General features: G+C 32.2%; 24 protein-coding genes. 11 read left to right on the top strand and 13 right to left on the bottom strand.

What is annotated here, in order from left to right:
- Positions 1-55 precede the first annotated feature (55 nt).
- Positions 56-817: a TerB family tellurite resistance protein gene (locus tag ACKTSW_RS06055; protein ID WP_408024383.1), complete on the bottom strand. Its 762-nt coding sequence runs from the start codon at positions 815-817 to the stop codon at positions 56-58.
- 116 nt (positions 818-933) lie between these two features.
- Here ACKTSW_RS06055 and ACKTSW_RS06050 point away from each other — a divergent pair, with 116 nt between their 5' ends.
- Entirely contained in the window at positions 934-1,344 is a 411-nt protein-coding gene (locus tag ACKTSW_RS06050; RefSeq protein ID WP_073182156.1) for a BrxA/BrxB family bacilliredoxin, read from the top strand.
- A gap of 69 nt (positions 1,345-1,413) precedes the next feature.
- Here the strand turns inward: ACKTSW_RS06050 and ACKTSW_RS06045 are convergent, their stop codons facing one another.
- The 3 genes from ACKTSW_RS06045 to ACKTSW_RS06035 form a co-directional block, all read right to left on the bottom strand.
- Positions 1,414-1,905, bottom strand: coding sequence for a hypothetical protein (locus ACKTSW_RS06045; RefSeq protein ID WP_408024382.1), 492 nt, complete (start codon positions 1,903-1,905; stop codon positions 1,414-1,416).
- Between the two features lie 82 nt (positions 1,906-1,987).
- Positions 1,988-2,446 carry a LexA family protein gene (locus tag ACKTSW_RS06040; protein WP_408024381.1) on the bottom strand — a complete coding sequence of 153 codons (459 nt, stop codon included), beginning with the start codon at positions 2,444-2,446 and terminating at the stop codon, positions 1,988-1,990.
- Positions 2,447-2,471: 25 nt separating this feature from the next.
- The gene (locus ACKTSW_RS06035; RefSeq protein ID WP_408024380.1) at positions 2,472-3,728 is read right to left on the bottom strand and encodes a Y-family DNA polymerase; all 1,257 of its coding nucleotides are present in this window, start codon (positions 3,726-3,728) and stop codon (positions 2,472-2,474) included.
- 61 nt (positions 3,729-3,789) lie between these two features.
- Between ACKTSW_RS06035 and ACKTSW_RS06030 the strand changes: the two genes are divergently transcribed.
- From ACKTSW_RS06030 to ACKTSW_RS06015, 4 genes are all read left to right on the top strand, one after another.
- Positions 3,790-4,251, top strand: a complete 462-nt coding sequence (locus ACKTSW_RS06030; protein ID WP_047789927.1) for an Lrp/AsnC ligand binding domain-containing protein — start codon at positions 3,790-3,792, stop codon at positions 4,249-4,251.
- Between the two features lie 8 nt (positions 4,252-4,259).
- On the top strand, positions 4,260-4,841 hold the full coding sequence (locus ACKTSW_RS06025) for a HupE/UreJ family protein (protein ID WP_408024379.1): 582 nt from the start codon (positions 4,260-4,262) through the stop codon (positions 4,839-4,841).
- A gap of 64 nt (positions 4,842-4,905) precedes the next feature.
- Positions 4,906-5,337, top strand: coding sequence for a deoxycytidylate deaminase (locus ACKTSW_RS06020; protein WP_408024395.1), 432 nt, complete (start codon positions 4,906-4,908; stop codon positions 5,335-5,337).
- Positions 5,324-6,886, top strand: a complete 1,563-nt coding sequence (locus ACKTSW_RS06015) for a S41 family peptidase (RefSeq protein WP_408024378.1) — start codon at positions 5,324-5,326, stop codon at positions 6,884-6,886. The genes ACKTSW_RS06020 and ACKTSW_RS06015 overlap by 14 nt, the downstream gene beginning before the upstream one ends.
- A 2-nt stretch (positions 6,887-6,888) precedes the next feature.
- Here ACKTSW_RS06015 and ACKTSW_RS06010 read toward each other — a convergent pair whose 3' ends face one another.
- From ACKTSW_RS06010 to thiL, 9 genes are all read right to left on the bottom strand, one after another.
- Positions 6,889-7,446 carry an MOSC domain-containing protein gene (locus tag ACKTSW_RS06010; protein ID WP_408024377.1) on the bottom strand — a complete coding sequence of 186 codons (558 nt, stop codon included), beginning with the start codon at positions 7,444-7,446 and terminating at the stop codon, positions 6,889-6,891.
- Between the two features lie 10 nt (positions 7,447-7,456).
- Positions 7,457-8,953, bottom strand: a complete 1,497-nt coding sequence (locus tag ACKTSW_RS06005) for a GH3 family domain-containing protein (protein WP_408024376.1) — start codon at positions 8,951-8,953, stop codon at positions 7,457-7,459.
- 66 nt (positions 8,954-9,019) lie between these two features.
- Complete coding sequence (locus tag ACKTSW_RS06000; RefSeq protein ID WP_408024375.1) at positions 9,020-9,883, bottom strand: M23 family metallopeptidase; 864 nt, start codon at positions 9,881-9,883, stop codon at positions 9,020-9,022.
- Between the two features lie 48 nt (positions 9,884-9,931).
- A complete protein-coding gene (gene nadD / locus ACKTSW_RS05995) occupies positions 9,932-10,516 on the bottom strand; it encodes a nicotinate (nicotinamide) nucleotide adenylyltransferase (RefSeq protein ID WP_408024374.1) in 585 nt (194 codons plus the stop codon).
- A 25-nt stretch (positions 10,517-10,541) separates the two neighbouring features.
- The gene (gene gmk / locus ACKTSW_RS05990; RefSeq protein WP_408024373.1) at positions 10,542-11,144 is read right to left on the bottom strand and encodes a guanylate kinase; all 603 of its coding nucleotides are present in this window, start codon (positions 11,142-11,144) and stop codon (positions 10,542-10,544) included.
- A 2-nt stretch (positions 11,145-11,146) separates the two neighbouring features.
- Positions 11,147-12,013 (bottom strand): YicC/YloC family endoribonuclease, encoded by an 867-nt coding sequence (locus ACKTSW_RS05985; RefSeq protein WP_408024372.1) that lies wholly within the window; start codon positions 12,011-12,013, stop codon positions 11,147-11,149.
- 492 nt (positions 12,014-12,505) lie between these two features.
- Positions 12,506-12,655, bottom strand: coding sequence for a hypothetical protein (locus ACKTSW_RS05980; protein WP_408024371.1), 150 nt, complete (start codon positions 12,653-12,655; stop codon positions 12,506-12,508).
- Between the two features lie 360 nt (positions 12,656-13,015).
- Positions 13,016-13,486: a peptidoglycan-binding protein LysM gene (lysM, locus tag ACKTSW_RS05975; RefSeq protein WP_408024370.1), complete on the bottom strand. Its 471-nt coding sequence runs from the start codon at positions 13,484-13,486 to the stop codon at positions 13,016-13,018.
- A 160-nt stretch (positions 13,487-13,646) separates the two neighbouring features.
- Positions 13,647-14,696, bottom strand: a complete 1,050-nt coding sequence (gene thiL, locus ACKTSW_RS05970; RefSeq protein ID WP_408024369.1) for a thiamine-phosphate kinase — start codon at positions 14,694-14,696, stop codon at positions 13,647-13,649.
- A 146-nt stretch (positions 14,697-14,842) separates the two neighbouring features.
- On the opposite strand from thiL, the gene ACKTSW_RS05965 reads away from it, so the two are divergent.
- From ACKTSW_RS05965 to sufB, 6 genes are all read left to right on the top strand, one after another.
- On the top strand, positions 14,843-16,162 hold the full coding sequence (locus ACKTSW_RS05965; protein ID WP_408024368.1) for a choice-of-anchor B family protein: 1,320 nt from the start codon (positions 14,843-14,845) through the stop codon (positions 16,160-16,162).
- Positions 16,163-17,491, top strand: coding sequence for a hypothetical protein (locus tag ACKTSW_RS05960; protein WP_408024367.1), 1,329 nt, complete (start codon positions 16,163-16,165; stop codon positions 17,489-17,491).
- A gap of 3 nt (positions 17,492-17,494) precedes the next feature.
- Positions 17,495-18,253: an MbnP family protein gene (locus ACKTSW_RS05955; RefSeq protein WP_408024366.1), complete on the top strand. Its 759-nt coding sequence runs from the start codon at positions 17,495-17,497 to the stop codon at positions 18,251-18,253.
- 4 nt (positions 18,254-18,257) lie between these two features.
- Positions 18,258-19,319 carry a cytochrome-c peroxidase gene (locus ACKTSW_RS05950; protein ID WP_408024365.1) on the top strand — a complete coding sequence of 354 codons (1,062 nt, stop codon included), beginning with the start codon at positions 18,258-18,260 and terminating at the stop codon, positions 19,317-19,319.
- Positions 19,320-19,455: 136 nt separating this feature from the next.
- Positions 19,456-19,785 (top strand): HesB/IscA family protein, encoded by a 330-nt coding sequence (locus ACKTSW_RS05945; protein WP_408024364.1) that lies wholly within the window; start codon positions 19,456-19,458, stop codon positions 19,783-19,785.
- 32 nt (positions 19,786-19,817) lie between these two features.
- A partial coding sequence (gene sufB, locus ACKTSW_RS05940; protein ID WP_408024363.1) for a Fe-S cluster assembly protein SufB occupies positions 19,818-21,081 on the top strand: 1,264 nt, incomplete at its 3' end.

Raw genomic sequence — 21,081 nt, 5'->3', positions numbered from 1 at the left:
GGCTTTCTTATATTAGACACACTTCATTTAATCTTAGTTACTAAAATAACTATTTTTATTGTATTTTTCTCTCTTTTTTAATTTGTTCGTAAGCAGCCTGAATTTTTTGAAACTTCTCTTTTGCTCCTTTTTTATGTTCTTCTCCTAGGTTTTGTAGTTTGTCTGGATGGTATTTTTTTGCCATTTTACGATACGCTTTCTTTACTTCTTCATCACTTGAACTCTTTTCTGTTTCAAGGATTTTATAAACTCCATCAGACTCATCATAAAACATTGCTTTTATTGATGAGTAATCGTATTCATTAATATATAAATAACTTGCTATCTTTCTAATTTCTTCTTCTTCGACACAAGTTACCTCACCATCTGCTTGTGCTATTCCAAATAAAAAATGTATTAATTGTAATCGCGTGGCATGCGACATATACTGACGTATTTGCAAACAAACTTGACGTGTTGATATTTGTTTTCTAATAATGCCATTAAACAATTTGAAAGCATGATTTGCTCGCTCTTTTCCATACATTTTCACAAAGTATGCTCGAACATAATCTAACTCTCGTTGATCTATTTTACCATCAGATTTTATAACTACAGAAGCTAAAATTAGCAGGCTTATTTCAAAATCTCCCGAAGTGGCTCTTCCTCTTCTAGGTTGTCCTCCTGTTTTTTTTCGATATTCTTGTTGTTCATCGACAAAGTCTTCAACTGAAACACCGTCAATAAAACTTCCCACAGCAAACCCAATGATAGCCCCTATTGGTCCTCCCAAAGTAAAGCCAGCTCCAGCTCCTAACCATTTAGCAAATTTTCCCATTTTCTTTTTTTTACAAGCCACAAAGATAAAACATTAACCAACTATATCCATAGCTATTTTGAGTTGATTGTTGCTATGAAAAGAAGTATCTTTGTCTTAAATTTTAATTCAAAAATATGTATCCAGAAGAATTAGTAAAACCAATGCGCGATCAATTAATTGATGCTGGTTTTGAAGCTTTATATACTGCTGAAGATGTTGACAACGCTTTAGCAAAAGAAGGAACTACGTTAGTAATGGTAAACTCTGTTTGTGGGTGTGCTGCAGGTACTGCAAGACCTGGTGCAATCGCTTCTTTAGGAGCAGATAAGACTCCTACTAACTTAACTACTGTATTTGCAGGTGTAGAAAAAGAATCTACAGCGAAGGCAAGAGAATATATGATTCCTTTCCCTCCATCATCTCCTGCAATTGCTTTATTTAAAGATGGTAATTTAGTACACATGTTAGAGCGTCATCATATTGAAGGGCGTTCTGCACAAGCTATTGCTCAAAACTTAGCAGCAGCGTACGACGAGTTTTGTTAATCTTTTTTAGACACAAAGCTCTTATACTGAAGAGTAAAGACTAAAAAATCCAGCAGCTTGCTGGATTTTTTATTTTCGCTTTTTGGTAAATAACCTTCTAAGTAGCTTAACCCAAAAACTCCATTTGCTTGTTTTAATATTTTCAGAAAAGTTGTTTTCAATTTTATCAAATCCGTCTTCAATTAAAGCATTATGTAAAGAGTGAATTGCTAAAAACCAAATTATTGTTCCTTTCCCTACTGTGTTCATATCAATTGTATGCTTGATTTCAGTTTTTTCCTTAGACAATTCTTTTATCTCAAACTTATGAATTCCGTTAAATCCATCTGGCTTTAAAAACCTAAATAGGATAATTTCATTCGGATTATATTTCTCAACTGAATATCGTATTGGTCCATGCCCACCTTTTGCTCCAACATTAATCCCTTCTTTAAACCTCATTGCAGGCCATTTTTCTTTTGGCCAAATTCTGTCATTTTCAGTAGCTAACGTTTTTAACAACTCTACTACCTCACTTTTTGGCTGATTTAATGTTCGCTTATGAATGTTTAGTACTCTCATTCTTTTTCAATTTTTAACACAAGATGAGTGTTACTTCTATTACATACCGCCTTTCAGCGAAGCGACCTCAACTTACTTCTTTTTATACTTTCTTAATTACATTAGTTACAATTCCCCAAATAATAAAATTATTTTCTTCTGTAATTTTAATAATTGGATACTCTGGATTTTCGGGCTGTAACCATACCTCATTTCCTTCAACACGTAAACGTTTTACGGTAAACTCTCCATCTAAAAAACAAACCGCTATCTTATTATTCGTCGGAGGAATGCTTCTATCAATCACTAATAAATCATTATCTTCCAAACCTGCCCCAATCATAGACTGTCCACTTACACGTGCAAAAAAAGTAGCTTCTTTATTTCTAATAAGCTCTTCATCTAGCGAAATTCTTGTTTCTCTGAAGTCATCTGCTGGAGAAGGAAATCCCGCAGAAATTCCTATGTCCATAAAGATAGCTCCCTCGCTTTCGTTTAACTCTTTTGGTAAAAAGAAGGTTAATGAATCTGATGCTTTTACTTGCTTTAATTTTTGTAACATCTTATTGTTTGTTGTTTGTCTAAACTTACTTTACCTTGATAATATCGTTAATATTGGTAGTGTATTTTGGTGATAATCGCTCTTGACGCATCTTCCAAGTACGTTGCAAATCTTGATTAGCCAATTTAATCTTATCTGCTTTATAAGTCTGATTAATTTTATCAATTGCACTCATTAAAGAAGCATGTTTCGGGTTTTCACTTGCAAACATATTTAATTGATAATTATCTGATGGTACTAATCCTGTTACAATAACTCCTGCTCTTTTGTACTTTATTCCTTCTTTAAAAATAGTTGTTACCGCTTGTACTGCACTTTTACTTATCGTTAATGTGGAGTTTGTGGGATATGGAAATACTACTGTTTTACTTGCTCGATGTTGTTCTGTATCTTTTTTATGGTAATCACTACGTAATAATACTATTACCATATGACAGCTTGAATTTTGTTTGCGTAATTTTTCTGCACAACTAACAGCAAAGGTTGAAATTCTTTCTTTAATATTATCTAAATCAGAAAATGTATACTCAAAGCTTCGTGTGGTTGCGATGGCTTTTTTATTCGTGGGTTCATCTAATAGTATTTTGGTCTCCCCTTCTAAGTCTTTCTTCAGCTTCCAACCTGTTATAGAAATATTTTTTAATACCCAATCGTCATGTAATTGTGTAAAATCATATGCTTTTTTACATCCTTTAGCAAGTAGCCTCTTCTGTATACCTCTGCCAATTCCCCAAACACTTTCTATAGGGGTCCATTTTAATGCTTTAATCCTTTTTTCTTCAGAATCAATCACATACACTCCTCCTGTTTCTTTTAAAAATTTTCGAGCAATTTTATTTGCTACTTTACTCAGTGCTTTTGTTGGAGCTATTCCTACACAGGTAGGAATACCCGTCCATTGTAAAATTCTGCTTCTTATTTCAGTTCCGTAAGAATTAAAATTATATTCATCAAAACCCTTGAACTGTAAAAAAGCTTCATCAATAGAGTATACTTCCACATCTGGAGAAAATTGTTCTAAAATTTTCATCACTCTAGCACTCATATCACCATACAACGGATAATTTGATGACAACACTGAGATATTATTGTTTCTACAGAACTGATTCCATTTAAAAATAGGTGCTCCAAATGGAAGTTTCAAGTCTTTAGCCTCATCACTCATTGAAATAACACACCCATCGTTATTACTTAAAATAGCCACAGGCTTCCCTTGCAAATTCGGATTAAAAACCCGCTCGCAAGAAGCATAAAAGTTATTACAATCTACCAACGCATACATAGTTGTAAAGGTACAGAATATTGAAAAATGAACTCTAACTAACTTTCCTTATTTTTGTTTCATGGTTAGAAAATTAAAAATTGACGGAATTGATAAAATCATTATCAAACGTCTTGTAAAAGATGCTCGTACGCCTATTTTAAGTATCGCCCGAGAAGTAGGGATATCTGGTGCTGCCATTCATCAGCGGTTACGAAAATTAGACGAATCGGATTTAATTGATGGTTATAAAATGATATTAAACCCAAAAGCTTTAGGATATACTACTACAGCTTTTGTTGGGGTATTTTTAGATTCTTCTAGCTTATACTCTTCTGCAATTAAACGTCTCAAAGAAATTCCTGAGATTGTAGAAAGCCATTACACTACTGGTAACTATGCTATTTTTATTAAAATTTTATGTAAAAACAACGAAGACTTAATGCATTTGTTAAATAAGGATATTCAAACCATAAAAGGAGTTTCAAGAACCGAAACTTTTATATCTTTAGACCAACAAATAGATCGACAAATAAAAATTTAAAACCCTGAATGAACGATTTTATCTTCTACTTTAAAACAGGCTTGTTTCATGTACTAGATTTTAAAGCCTACGACCACATTTTATTCTTAATTGTACTAGCTGTTGTATATCAATTTAAACAATGGACAAAAGTTTTATGGTTAATTACCTTATTTACTATTGGGCATTCAATAACCTTAGCGCTTTCAGCATACGGAATTTTAAATGTACGAGCAGATTTAATTGAGTTTTTAATTCCATTAACTATCTTTATAACTGGATTAATGAATGTATTAACCGCTAAAAAAGCATCGGTTGGAAAAGAAAACCAAAATTTGTTTTTCGCATTGTTTTTTGGGTTGATTCACGGACTTGGTTTTTCTAACTATTTTAAAATTATGATTGGAAAAACTTCTGATAAGTTTTTACCCCTAATTGAATTTGCGTTAGGTGTAGAAGTAGCGCAAATTATTATTGTATTAGGAATTTTATTAATTGGTGCTTTAGTACAATCAATCTTTAGTGTAAATCGTCGCGATTGGATTTTAATTATGTCATCAATCGTTATTGGTTTTGCCCTACAAATGATGTTTGATCGTGTTTTTTGGTAAAAAATTAACGCCTAACTAATTCAAATCTAACTACCTTAGCTTATCTAAGAAAATTACGCTGAAAATTTTGAAGAAAAAACAATTAAAATATGACATTGCCTATTTAAAAATGGCAAATGAATGGGGACAACTTTCTCACTGTATTCGTAAAAAAGTAGGTGCCTTAATTGTTAAAGATCGTATGATTATTTCTGATGGTTATAATGGTACTCCTTCTGGTTTTGAGAACTATTGTGAAGACGAGGAAGGATATACCAAATGGTATGTATTGCATGCTGAAGCCAATGCTATTTTAAAAGTAGCCTCTTCAACACAATCGTGTAAAGGTGCTACTTTATACATTACACTTTCACCTTGCCAACAATGTAGCAAACTTATACATCAAGCAGGAATAAAACGTGTAGTATATGCTAGTGCATATAAAGACCGATCTGGGTTAGATTTTTTAGAAAAAGCAGGTGTTGAATTGACACATTTATCTTATGAACAAGAATAATTCACCTATATATTTATCTATTGCAGTAATTTTCGGTATTCTTATCGGAACTTTTTTTAGCAATGAAAATTCAAGCAATCTTATTGGGAAAAACTCAACAAGCGAACGAAAAATAAAACGTTTAATTGACTATATTCAAAGTGATTATGTTGATGATGTAAATACCGATGAGTTACTAGACGGAGCTATTGCCGAAATGCTAGGTAAATTAGATCCACACTCAGTATATATTCCAAAAGAAAATTTACAGTTAGTTACCGAAAACATGCAAGGTAATTTTGTAGGGGTTGGAATACAATTTCGTATGATTGGCGACACTATAACAGTTATTGAACCTATAAAAGGAGGACCAAGTATTGAAGCTGGAATCAAAGCTGGAGACAGAATTTTACTTGCTGATAAAGATACTCTTTTCGGTAAAAAATTACAGACCTCTCAAATAATGAAAGTGTTAAAAGGAAGACCTAACACCAAAGTTAGTTTACAAGTATACAGAAGGACTAATGATAGTGTTTTTGACATTACTGTTAACCGTGGTAAAGTAAATATAAAAAGTGTTGATGTCGCTTACATGCTTAACGACAGTATTGGTTATATAAAACTAGATCGGTTTGCACGTAACACCTATATTGAGTTTAAATCTTCTCTAAAAAATTTACTTACCCAAGGAATGACTGATTTAGTCTTAGATCTCCGTGGAAATGGTGGTGGTTTTATAGACATAGCTAATAGTATTGTAGACGAATTTCTAGAAGATGATAAACTTATCGTTTTTACTAAAAATAATAAAGGAGATATTGTAAAATCTTTTGCTACCGAAAAAGGCGATTTTGAAAGCGGAGGTTTGTATGTATTAATCGACGAAAACTCTGCTTCTGCCTCTGAAATTGTAGCTGGTGCTTTGCAAGACAATGATAAAGGAATTATTATTGGTCGTCGCTCTTATGGAAAAGGATTAGTACAACAAGAAATGGATTTAGGTGATGGCTCTGCAGTACGATTAACTACTGCTAGATACTACACCCCTACAGGACGTTCTATTCAAAAACCTTATAAAAAAGATGTAGATTCTGAAGAGTATAGTCACGATTTTGAAATTCGCCTAGAAAACGGTGAATTATTTAATAAAGATAGTATTAGAACTATTGATAGCTTAAAGTTTACAACACCTAAAGGGAAAGTGGTATATGGCGGTGGTGGAATTATTCCAGATTATTTTGTAGCGGTAGACACCTCTGCTTATATTCCTACAATTTTCTTCCGCCCTTTAAATGATTTTGCTTTTTCGTATGTAGATGATAACCGAAAAAAACTTAGTACATTAACTGTTGAAAATTTTATTAATGATTTTGATAAAAACAAAGAGGTCTCTAACAAGTTCTTAGTAAAACTAAAAGATTTTAGACTTTCTAAAAAAACAAAAAATCAACTTCGTAATAACTTAAAAGTATTAATAGCTCGTGAACTTTTCAGTGATGAAGGCTTGTATAAAGTAGATCAGCAAGATGATAAAATGCTCCAAAAAGTTTTTGAGTTAGAAGCGAAATAGTCTTACATACCTTTTTTAGTTCTCTTTTCTTGATATACCTTAGCAATGGTTGGGTTTTGGGGACAGCTTATTATTTGTTCAAACTTATCTCCTGTTTTTACAAAACCTGTTTGTAATATTTTAAAATAAACTCCCGGTAAATCTTGCTTCCAAAATTGTTTTACAATTTTCATATCATTAAAACGCACCCCTAACTTCATACATGGTTGACGCGGCTTTGTAACTTCAATGATAACCTCTCCTACCTTAAAAGTATCACCTACATGAAGCTTTCTTTCATCTAAGTTATCAACGGTTAAGTTTTCACCGAACATTCCAAGTTCCCAATCTAAATCTGGGTACAGCTCTTTCCAATAGGTATAATGCTTCTCTGAATAGGCATATACCGCTTGACCAACCCCTCCATGATGTTCTTTATCACAAATAGCATCTTCTTTTACTTTTTCAACATCTAAAAAAATAGAGGTTTCAACAGGAAACTTAAAAATACCAGTAATAACAGTTTTACCTTTCCAATCGACTTTTTTTCTTTCTCCTATATTTGTTGCTACAATTTTCATCTTATTTTGTTTATTCTACTAAAAAGCTCTGTAATACATCAGCTATTTTTCGATTGTCTGATAATTGTGGAATCTTATTCTGACCGCCAAACTTTCCTATAGATTTCATATACTCATGAAAGCCTCCTTTTTTTACTTTTCTGATAAGAAGTGGACGTAAAATTTTTCCTTCTATTAAATCGAAATAATATACATTTTGCTTTTGCATAGATGTATCAATTTTAGATGCTAATTCTTCTAAATTCTCAGGTTCATTTTCAAACTCAATAAACCACTCGTGATATGGTAATCCGCTTTCAGGATTTACTTGCGGAGCTACAGTAAATTCACTTACATTCACTTTTGTTCCTTTTATAGCATCCTTTAGTGCTTTTTCTACCTCTTTACCAATCACATGCTCTCCAAAAGCAGAAATAAAGTGTTTTATACGTCCTGTTACTTTTATCCTGTAAGGCTTTAATGAAGTAAACTCTACAGTATCACCTATATTATATCCCCATAACCCTGCTGAAGTATTTAGAATGATAACATAATTAACACCCAGCTGAACATCTTTTAATGAAATTCTTGTAGGGGTATCATCAAAAAATTCATTAGCTGGAATAAACTCATAAAACATTCCTGAATTTAATTGTAATAACATTCCTTTTTCTGTTTGCGAATCTTGATATGCAATAAATCCTTCGGATGCTGGATACAACTCTACATAGTTTATTTTCTTTCCTATTAACGCTTCAAACTTATTTTTATATGGTTCGAAGTTCACCCCTCCATACACAAAGAAATTAAAGTTTGGAAAAATTTCAGAAACCTTTTTTCCTGTTTTCTCTATCAATCGTTCAAAATACATTTGAACCCATGATGGTATTCCACTAATTACCGTCATGTTTTCTGGTAATGTTTCTTCAACAACTTTATCTACTTTGGTATCCCAATCTTCAATACAATTGGTTTCCCAGCTTGGCAAACGGTTTTTTAACAGGTAGTTTGGAACATAGTGTGCAGCGATACCGCTTAAACGTCCTAATTTTACTCCATTTTTATCTTCTAAAACTGGACTTCCTTGTAAAAAAATCATCTTTCCATCAACAAAACTAGCATCGTTTGTTTCGGTAATATAGAACAATAAAGCATTTCGAGCTGCTTTGATATGTGTTGGCATCGATTCTTTGCTTATAGGAATGTATTTTGCTCCTGAAGTTGTTCCTGAGGTTTTAGCAAAGTATAATGGTTTTCCTTTCCACAAAACATTTTCTTCTCCTGCTACAACTCTATCTACATAATGACGTAAACCTTCATAATCATTAATGGGAACACGTTTTTTAAAGTCTTCGTAATTATTGATTGATACAAAATCATGGTCTTTTCCAAACGCAGTTTTACATCCTTCTGTAACCAAATATTGAAAAACTTTTTCTTGAGTTTTATGTGGGGTGTTTGCCCATTTATATACTTGTTTACGAACAATTTTGGCAAATGGAATTGCTAATACTGATTTTATACTCATTATCTTTTTTCTATTTAAATATAGGAATCAAGGCTACTTTTGACTAATACTGCCTTTATTCGTATTTTACTGAAAATCTATATAATTTGTTGGATTAACTGGAAACCCATTACTCCACAACTCAAAGTGTAAATGAGGCCCCGTGGTTAATTCTCCTGTAGAACCTACACTTGCTATCGCTTCTCCTGATTTTACGATTTCTCCTTGTTGTTTTAATAACGTTCCGTTATGCTTATATACCGATATAAATTCATTAGAATGTTGTATGGCAATTACATATCCTGTTTCTGCTGTCCATTCAGATAATATAACTGTACCATCTGCTACTGCTTTTACAGGCGTACCTGTTTTTGCTACTATATCAATTGCATAGTGTTTATCATCAACATTAAACTGTTGAGATATACTTCCTGTTAATGGTGAAAAAAACACGTTTTTAATTCTATTTTTTCCTCCATTATATAAAGGAAATAAGTCTTTTCCTTCAATTTTTTCTCTGAACAATGAATCTTCTTTAGATGCTTTTAATTTACTCTCATCAAAAGCAATCGTTTTCATTTCACTTGTTATTGAATCTATTTTTTCTGGTTCAATTTCTCCAGTTAATACTAGCTTTAAAGATTTTGTATAACTCTCAATAATTGCCAACCTACTTTTTAATGAGTCTGATTCATATGTTAATCGTGTTGCTTTCTTTTTTAATGCTGTTGAAGAATATCCTGGGATATACTCACGTATACCTGTATATGCAATTAATAAAGAGGTTAAAACAATTAGAAGTATAGAAAATACTCCTCCAAATACAAAAACATTTAATCGAGACAATTTTAAAGAGAATCGTTCTTGAAACGTATCTTCATTTATAATTACCAAGCGATATTTATCGGTAAGTTTTTGTTTGAGCTTTCGCTTTTTTTTATTTTTTGCCACGTTTTACACTTGTTTGAATTTCAAATATACAACGAAAAAATGGCGAAACTATTTTTTATAAAAATTCATCTCATCTATGTATTTCCAAACATTATTAGAAAGTAATGGAAGCACTGATTTACCTAACTTTATTGAATTTCTAATCATAGTAGAAGAAATTTCAACAATTGGTGCATTTACTCGATGAATTTTTAGGTGCTTATCGAATTGTGTTTCAATAACTCCTTCTGATATTCTCGGATACACATAGATATTGTAATCTTCTAAAATAGCTTCATAATTTTTCCATTTATGTAAGCTTTTCAAATTATCTTCCCCCATAATTAAACTAAAGTTATATTCTGGGTATTTTTCTGAAACATGTGCTAAAGTATTGATAGTGTAATTTGGCTGTGGAAGCTTAAATTCAATATCTGAAGGTTTAATTTTATCGTACTCTTGAGTTGCCAAGTATACCATCTCTAAACGGTGATGATTGTCTAACAACGAGCTTTTCTTTTTAAAAGGATTATGAGGGGTTACCACCATCCAAATTTCATCTAAATCAGAATTTTCTACTAAATGGTTTGCAATAATTAAATGCCCAATATGAATTGGATTAAATGTTCCGAAGTATAATCCGATGTTTTTCATATTTATATGATACTATACTAATTCTTTATCCGTTTTTCACTTCCTTTTCTATTCCTAAAAAATCATCTACCAAATCTTCTGCTTCTTTTAACGCTACTGGTAAATCGTAATTTTTTATAACTTTATCAAACTGTGGTGCATTAGCAAGTTCAGCTGAAGCTTTTGCTATGCGCATGTTAATTTTATTCTCGCTTTCGGTAGATCGCTTCTTTAAACGAATCTTTAATTCATCAATACTTGGCGGTTTTATAAAAACAGCTAAGGTTTCTTTTGGGAATTTTCTTTTTATACGTAAGCCTCCTGAAACATCAATATCAAAAATCACATGTTTTCCTTGTGCCCAAATTCGTTCGACTTCAGTTTTTAACGTTCCATAAAAATTATCAGGGTATACTTCTTCCCACTCTAAAAACTCCTCATTTTTAATTTTTTGCTTAAAGTCTTTTAACGAGATAAAATAATAATCTATTCCATCTTTTTCATCTCCTCTAGGGGCTCTATTGGTAACAGAGATAGAAAACGCCAATTTAAAACGTTCTTGCGCCAATAAATGACGTACAATCGTAGTTTTACCTGAACCTGAAGGTGCTGAAAATACAAATAATTTTCCTTTGAAATCTTTTGACATTTTTATAAAACGTTTAAAATTTGCTCTTTTATTTTTTCTAATTCGTCTTTCATTTGGATTACTAACTTTTGCATTGGTGCAAAATTAGCTTTAGAACCCATTGTATTTATTTCTCTTCCTATTTCTTGCACGATGAATCCTAACTTTTTTCCATTAGAATCCTCTGTGTTTAATTGTTCCAAAAAATACTTTAAGTGATTTGCTAAACGTACTTTTTCTTCGTTGATGTCTAGCTTTTCTAAATAGTAGATTAACTCTTGTTCAAAGCGATTTTCATCAATCTCAACTTTTAAATCAGTCAATGCTTTTTGTAAGCGTTCTTTAACATGCTCAACCCTATCACCGTCTAATTTTTTAATCTCCTCTAAAGCAGATTGAATATTTACTATTCTTGTTTTAAAGTCTTCTTCTAACGATTTTGCTTCGTCTATTCTATATTGAATAATTTCTTTCAATGCCTCATTAATATGAGCATCAATTTGTTTCCACTCTTCTTCATCTAACTCTTCTCGTTCAGTTTTTAAAGCATCTGGCATTCTAACTGCCATTTTCATTAACTCAACATCATCAGATGATCCTACCTGTGTTACATTTCTTAACTGCTGCATATACTCTCTTACCACACCAGTATTCACCATGGTTGAAGTTTCATCTGCAGTCATTTCTACATAAATAGAAAAATCTACTTTACCTCTTACTAAACTGCTTGCTAGTTTTTTTCGAACACTTAGTTCCTTTTCTCTATAATATGAAGGAATTCGCGTGTTTAAATCTAAGTTTTTACTGTTTAAAGATTTAACTTCGATTGTTACTTTTTTAGAGGGTAAATGTAGTACGGATTTACCGTAACCCGTCATAGACTGTATCATAACTTCGGTTTAATAATCTGCAAAGATACATTTATTTATTGGGAGTTTTTACTGGACGTTTGGTTACTAAAAATATTAATAATGCAGCTCCTATTTTTAATAAAATCTAAATAATCGCTCCCTACAACCAAAGCATAAATAGCCTCTACTACTGGTTGTAAACACATAAAAAAACTTACTGTAGTTGGCTTTTACTTTGATAAAGCGAAGAAATTAAATTAAGCAGTAAACAGCATTACAAAACCCACTTTCAAATAGGTAAATGTTGGCATCATTTGCCATTGTACTTCTAACAATTCAGAAAAAACGAAAGGAAGCATGAGTATCAACTCAAAAAGATATAACCACTTTACAAAAACAATAGGATTGTATTTTACTATCAGTTTTTTTACAACAACCAAATACATACATACGATGCTGCATTGACGAATACTAAGAAATTCCCTAATATCATATTGGTTACATATCCTTTAAGTGGGTTTCTATAAGCTATTAAACTATTGCTCCTACCATACCAACAATAACTCCTGCAATTTTTCTTAAAATTAACTTTTCTTTTAAATGAATTCTCTCAAAAATTAACGCTAAAATAGATGTGATTACCATCATTACTGATGCATTGATAAGTGTAGTATAACTCAAACCTTAAAAAAAGCAGCCATTGCCACTCTTTTGTAATCTTCTTTTTCAATAGATGGTGCTTTCACAAAAAGCCCTAATAGCCAAAAAAGCGTAGTGATTCCACCTACACAATCAATATAAGTCCAAAAGACTGTATATATACTCTTATCACCTCCTTAGCAACAGTAAAAGTAACTCCGTAAATTAGATTCGATAAATACTGCAGTAAGTGCTAAGGCTCTTTGGAGCATTTTTATAATTTTAAAAAGAGATGTAAAGATGGTAATTATTTTCTACTGCTTTTTTATCCTATACCATTCTTTAAGCACCTTATTTTAAAAGAAAAAGCACTGCAAAATGCAGTGCTTTTTCTTTGGTTGATTAGTCCATTAAAGGTGGTATTCTTAACACTTGACCTGGATAAATTTTATCAGGGTGTGTTAACATTGGTTTGTTAGCTTCAAAAATTACTGGATACTTCATCGCATCACCATAGAACTCTTTAGCAATTTTACTTAACGAATCGCCACTTACTACTGTGTGGAACTGAGCCATTGCGGCTTCTTCGATTACTTCAACTTCTGCAACTGTCATGTTATCTTCTACAGAAGCAATACCTTCTGTATTACCTACCACTAAAACTACTTTTTCTTTAGTAGCTAAATCTGCTGCTTCTCCTACTACTGTAGCTTTGTCGTCATCTACTTTAATAGCTAAGTTTTCAACAGAAAGCTCTAGTTTGTTAACTGCATCTACTAATTTCGTAGCTTTTTCAGTAGCTTCTTCTTCAGTTGTTTTTCCGATACCGAAAACTTTTGCTCCGGCGTTTTTAATAAATGAAAAAATTCCCATTCTTCTTTTTGATTTTTTGTTAATAATCTTTTTACTGTTTGACCAAGATACAATTTTTATACCATAATTTCTATTTCAGAAGAATTTAAAAATTCTCTTATAAACAAATAAAGCATCCTAAACTTAGGATGCTTTAAAAATCGAATATCTTTTTATTATTTTATTCTTTATTAAAAGAATTCCATCCTTGTGCTTTTAATTCAATTTCTTGATTCGCTCGGGTAATTAAATTCATTCCTTCGTTTTGATTGGTAATATGACCAATGACTGTTAAGTTGGGATTTCCTTTTATTTTATCATAATCATCTATCGAGACTGTGAATAATAATTCGTAATCTTCTCCCCCACTTAAAGCTATCATTGTACTATCCATATTAAACTCTTCAGCCGTAGAAATAACTTGTGGGTCTAGAGGTAATTTATCTTCATATATCTTGCAACCTGTTTTACTTTGTGTACAAATATGCATAATTTCAGAAGATAACCCGTCAGAAACATCTATCATAGAAGTAGGTTTTACCTCTAACTCTCCTAATAACTTAGTAATATCTTTACGTGCTTCTGGTTTTAATTGACGTTCTATAATGTACGTATACTTATCTAAATCTGGTTGATTTTGAGGATTTACCTGAAATACTTGTTTTTCACGCTCTAGTACTTGTAAACCTAGATACGCACCACCTAAATCACCCGAAACCACTATTAAATCAGTTGGTTTAGCTCCATTTCTATAAACAATTTCTTCCTTTTTAGCTTTACCAATAGCTGTAACAGAAATTAATATTCCTTTCGTTGAAGATGTTGTATCTCCACCAATTAAGTCTACTTGATATGTGTCACATGCTAACTGTATTCCTGCATATAACTCTTCAATGGCCTCTAATGGAAAACGATTAGAAACTGCTATTGACACGGTAATTTGTTCGGCTACCGAATTCATAGCATATACATCAGACAAATTAACCATAACTGCCTTATAACCTAAATGCTTTAAAGGCATATAACTCAAATCGAAATGTACACCTTCTACTAATAAATCAGTAGTTACAATCGTTTCTTTATCTGATACACCAATAACTGCTGCGTCATCTCCAACTCCTTTTACTGTTGTAGAGTGATACATTTTAAAATGTTTTGTTAAGTGATTTATTAATCCAAACTCTCCTAGTTTAGCTAACGAAGTTCTCTCTTGATTTTTATCTTCTAACATACTGCAAAGATAAAGATAATGACAAGTAAACAAACAAAATTATTTTTGCTTTATCTAATCTTGACAAAATAAAAATAGGGTTTTGCAGTTTTTGTATGTTATATAAATAGGTAATTACTTAATTTAGTGTTTTTAAAATCACACTTATGAAAAATCTTAAAGTTTTAATTGTTTTAGCAGGGCTATTTTTTTTAGCTTCATGTTCTTCTTCTCCTTCAGGTGAAGACCCAATAAATGACCAAGACAATGACGGTATTGTTGACTCAAAAGATAATTGCCCTACAAAGGCAAACCCTAACCAAGAAGACAGCAATAATAATGGTGTAGGAGATGCTTGTGAAAGCATAAATAAAAAACCTTGTGAAAATGGAATGGCAAATGGTTTTCCTTGCGAAGGATACGATTTACTACTAAATATTCCTTTGAGTACTTTTAACGCAACTAGCGGAAGTGACTGTTGGGGATGGACAGATGAAACCACTAACAAAGAGTATGCTATTATGTGTGTTAATAATGGAACCGCCTTTATAGATATTACCGATACTGAAAACCCTGTTTATTTAGGAAAACTTCCATCTGCTACTATAAATAGTGATTGGTGGGATGTGAAAACATATAAAAACCATGCTTTTATAGTTAGCGAAGCTTCAAGTCATGGTATGCAAGTTTTTGACCTAACTAAGCTTAGAAATGTAGCCAATGCTCCTACTACATTTACGGCAGACAAACATTTTACTGGGTTTGGTAGTGCTCATAATATGGTTATTAATGAAACTTCAGGTTATGCCTACCCAGTAGGCACCAATAGGTCTGGAACTTATAAAGGAGGACCTTTATTTATAAACATCCAAGATCCTAAAAACCCTGTAAGTGAAGGTGGTTGGGGAACAGACAATTACAGCCATGATGCACAGGTAGTAACCTATAGCGGACCTGATACAGATTATACAGGTAACGAAATTTTAATAGGTAGTAACGAAAATGAGGTTGTAATTGTAGATATTACCGACAAATCAAATCCTACAAATATTTCTAAAATTTCATATTCAAATGTTGGCTACTCCCACCAAGGTTGGTTTACCGAAGATCAAAAATACCTTATCTTGGGAGATGAACTAGATGAGCAGAATTTTGGTAACGACACTAGAACTATTGTTTTCGATTTTTCTGATTTAGATAATCCAAAACAGCATTTTATATATACAGGACCTACAGCAGCCATTGATCATAATGGATATGTTAAAGAAAATACTTTTTATTTAGCAAACTATACCGCTGGAGTTCGCTTTGTTAACATTACAAATATTGAAAATAAAAACATTATCGAAGCAGGATATTTTGATACGCATCCTGAAAATGATAATGCTAATTTTAATGGGGTTTGGAGTGTGTATCCTTACCTTAAAAGTGGTAAAATTATAGCAAGCGATATTAATAGAGGTTTATTTATCCTTAAAAAGCAATAAATGCTCAAAAAATTTTCATTATTACTACTTACTATAACAACTATTTACAGCTGTAATAAAGATTTAGGAATACATCTTTATCCTACTTCAAATACCCCTAAGATTGATTTTGTAAAAACCTTAGGAGGCTCTATTAATGAAAGTGGTAGAAGTGTTATTAACACTTTTGATGGAGGTTATGTTATTGCTGGTTTTACACAAAGTATTGACGGAGATATTGAAACTACTAGAAATATGGTTCAATATGACTTTTGGGTATTAAAATTTGACACTAATGATAATCTTTTGTGGCAACATACCTATGGAGGCTCTAAAGATGACAAAGCTTTTAAAATTATTCAAACAAAAGATAATGGTTTTGCTATTATAGGTTATGGAAAAAGTAATGATGGAGATGTGAACACCAATGAAGGTTTTGACGATGTTTGGGTATTAAAATTAGACCATAAGGGTGCTATTGTTTGGGAAAAAACTACTGGTTTTTCAGGAACTGACCAAGGTTTCTCGATTATACAAACTTCCGATGGAGGCTATTTTATTGGAAGTATTTTAGATGTAACTGCATCTGAAGGTTTAGGTAATTCAAAACTAACTGCTAAACATGCTGGCGGAGATTATTGGTGCATGAAACTTGATACTAATGGAAATATTGAATGGAGAAAATATTTTGGAGGTACAAATACTGATACCTGTTATGATATTGCTGAAGCTACCGACGGCTACATATTAATTGGTTCTTCTGACAGCAACGATGTAGATATATCAAACAACAAAGGTTCATATGACTTTTGGGTTGTTAAAATTGATGTAACAGGAAAAATACTTTGGGAAAAATCTTTTGGCGGAATAGAAATTGACGAAGCTAGAGCAATAGTAAAAGATAATAATGAAAATTTCATTATTATAGGTGATACAAGAAGTGCTGACAATGATATTTCACAAAATAAAGGTGGTGCAGATTTATGGGCTATAAAAATAACTCCTCAAGGAGAGTTACTTTGGGAAAAAACGTATGGCGGTTCAAGTTTTGATGTTGGGCGGTCTATAAAAAAAACAGTAGACGGAGGGTTTTTAATTTCTGGAAGTTCGAGAAGCACTGACAATGGCTTTACCAATAAAGGTCAAAACGATGCGTTAATCATGAAAATTAACACTAACGGAAATCTTCAATGGCAAAAAACAGTAGGTGGTACAGAGATAGATTTTTGTTACGATGCTATTGAATTAACCAATGGAAATATAATAGCTGTGGGGGAAAGCAGCAGTAATAATCAAGATATAACAACAAATAAAGGTTTTTCAGACCTGCTAGTTATAAAATTAAAATAATAAATGAAATATTTTTTAACCTTTTTTCTTAGTGTATTACTGTTTTCTTGTAGCTCAGATAATGATGAGCCAATTAAAGAAGTCTCAGTTAAACTTAAATTTACTCAAAATTGGGATGGTGATTTAATAGAAAAGACTGATTTAGAAAATACTGAATTCATCAATAAAACTGGAAGTAAGCTCACCATAAGTAGGTTGCGTTATTTAGTTTCTAATGTTGCCCTAACAAATGGCGCAAATGAAACCACCAAACTTGATAGCCACAAATTAATTGATGTAAGCGACCCTGAAAGTATAAACTTTTCATTTCCTCAAAAAATATCTGAAGGAATTTACAAACTATCATTCACTTTTGGTTTTAATAATGTAGATAATATTGATGGTATTTATCCAGACTTAAATACCGCTTCTTGGGGAGTACCTCAAATGTTAGGTGGTGGGTATCATTTCATGCAAATGGATGGAAACTTTAAAGACACAACAGGAAAAGAAAATCCTTACAATTTTCATATTATCCGTGCTTATGACACTACTACCAATACAGATGAAGATACTTCTTTCAATATTGAAACCAATACTATTCAGCTGAAAAACAACCTAACTATTGAGGTTAAAATGAATGTAGCTGAATGGTTCAAAAACCCTAATGATTGGGATTTAAATGAAAAAAGTATTAATCTAATGATGGATTTTGAAGCTCAAAAAACAATGTCTGAAAATGGAAAAAGTGGTGTATTTAGTTTAGGTATAATTACTCAATAAAAAAATGACACAAAAAAGTATCTATATTTTTTTATTCTTACTCTTGCTAGTAGGCTGTTCTTCTAAAGAAGAGGATATGTATACCCCTGTTTCAGCTACCCTAAAAATACCTGAACTCTTTCAACAAAAATTAATTGCCCCAGTTATTCCAACCAATAATCCATTAACAGAAGAGGGGATTACATTAGGTAAGAAATTGTTTTTTGATCCTATTTTATCAAAAGATAATACACAATCTTGCGCTAGTTGTCACGACCCAAAAAACGCTTTTACCGATGATACTCAATTTAGTGAAGGTGTTGATGGTAAATTTGGAACAAGAAACTCAATGCCATTATTTAATTTAGCTTGGAATTTTGACGAACGTTTTATGTGGGACGGAAAAGAACTCAGCATCGAGCGTCAAGCATTTTCACCCGTTCGTAATCCAATTGAAATGCATAGTACCTGGAAAAATGTAGCTGAAAAATTACAACAACATACTGAATACCCTACACTTTTTCAACAAGCTTTTGGAACATCAAAAGTAGATTCAACTTTAGTTACCAAAGCAATTGCTCAGTTTGAAAGAACCTTAATTTCTGGAAACTCAAAATTTGATCAATATCTTTTAGGGAAAACTGAATTGACCCCAGAAGAACAAAACGGATTTAATGTTTTTATGGATGAAGCTAGAGGAGATTGTTTTCATTGCCACGGAAGCGATAACAACCCTTTGTGGACAGACAATAAATTCCATAACAATGGATTAGATGAGGCTTTTATCGATTTAGGTTTAGGTAATGTTACTGGAGACCCTAACGATAATGGAAAGTTTAAAACCCCATCATTACGAAACTTAAAATTCACAGCTCCCTACATGCATGATGGGCGATTTGCCACTTTGGAGGATGTAATAAACCATTATTCTGAAGGACTAAAGCAGTCTTCTACAATAGATCCTTTAATGAAAAAAGTTAGCCAAGGAGGTGTACAACTCTCGAACAAAGATAAGGCCGATTTAAAAGCTTTTCTCTTGAGTCTTTCTGATACAAATTTTGTAAACAACCCTAATTTTCAACAATAATTTTCTCAGCATCAGTATCAATCTTTAGACTATAAACAAATCTTATTGCTTAATAATTATATTCATTTCAAAAAATGATATAAATCATATTTTGTGATTATCTTTGCAGTTCATTTAGATTTAATCTATTTAAACGATGATAAAAGTTTCAGATACAGCAAAAAAGAAAGTCATTGAATTAATGACTGATGACGGGTTTGATACTACAACCGATTATGTTCGAGTTGGAGTAAAAAGTGGCGGTTGTTCAGGATTATCATATGACTTAACTTTTGACAAAACCCAACAAGAAAATGATAAATTTTTTGAAGATAACGATGTAAAAATTGTTGTTGATAAAAAGAGTTTTTTATACCTTGTTGGAACAACTTTAGAATATTCTGGAGGTTTAAACGGTAAAGGATTCGTATTTAACAATCCTAATGCTAACAGAACTTGTGGTTGCGGAGAGAGTTTCTCTCTATAAACCTATACATCACAAAAAGAATACAAAAACTGATGAGTAAATACACCGAGGACGATTTAAGAGAAGAATTAAAAACCAAAGAGTACGAATATGGTTTTTATACTGATATTGAAAGTGATAAGTTTCCCAATGGAATAAACGAGGATGTCGTTCGTGCCATTTCTAAAAAGAAAAATGAGCCAGAATGGATGACTGAATGGCGTTTAGAAGCTTTTAGAGTTTGGGAACAAATGGAAGAACCAGAGTGGGCTAATGTTACCTATAAAAAACCTAGTTTTCAAGATATATCTTACTACTCAGCACCTAAACAAAAACCTAAACTAAACAGTTTAGATGAGGTGGATCCTGATTTACTAGCAACTTTTGAAAAATTGGGAATTTCTTTAGAAGAACAAAAAAAATTAGCTAATGTAGCAGTTGATATTGTAATGGATTCTGTTTCTGTAGCCACTACATTTAAAGAAACACTAGCTGAAAAAGGAATTATTTTTATGCCTATTTCTGAAGCAATTCAAGAGCATCCAGAGTTGGTAAAAAAATACATTGGTTCAGTTGTTCCTCCAACAGATAATTTCTACGCTGCTTTAAACTCAGCAGTATTCTCTGACGGATCTTTCTGTTATATTCCGAAAGGAGTTCGTTGTCCTATGGAGTTATCTACCTACTTCCGCATCAATGAAGGAGGAACAGGGCAGTTTGAGCGTACTTTAGTAGTCGCTGATGAAAGTAGCTATGTTTCGTATTTAGAAGGATGTACTGCTCCACAACGAGATGAAAATCAATTACACGCAGCAGTTGTTGAGCTTATTGCTTTAGACGATTCTGAAATAAAATATTCTACGGTACAAAACTGGTTTCCTGGAGATTCAGAGGGAAAAGGAGGAGTTTTCAATTTCGTAACCAAAAGAGGTTTATGTGAAACCAATGCTAAAATTTCTTGGACACAAGTAGAAACCGGATCTGCTATTACATGGAAGTATCCTAGTTGTATTCTTAAAGGGAACAATTCAGTAGGTGAATTTTATTCAATCGCTGTAACCAACAATCATCAACAAGCTGATACAGGTACTAAGATGATTCACTTAGGAAAGAATACTAAATCAACTATTATTTCTAAAGGAATTTCAGCAGGTAAATCACAAAATAGTTACCGTGGTTTAGTTCAGGTGAATTCTAGGGCAGAAAATGCGCGTAACTTTTCACAATGTGATTCATTATTAATGGGGAACGAATGTGGTGCACATACTTTCCCTTATATAGAGGTTAAAAATAAATCAGCTCAAATTGAACACGAAG

It is taken from the genome of Tenacibaculum sediminilitoris, assembly GCF_964513795.1.
Lineage (GTDB): Bacteria > Bacteroidota > Bacteroidia > Flavobacteriales > Flavobacteriaceae > Polaribacter > Polaribacter sediminilitoris.
Note: the sequence above shows the minus strand (reverse complement) of the source record. Positions and strands in the feature narration are given on the sequence as shown.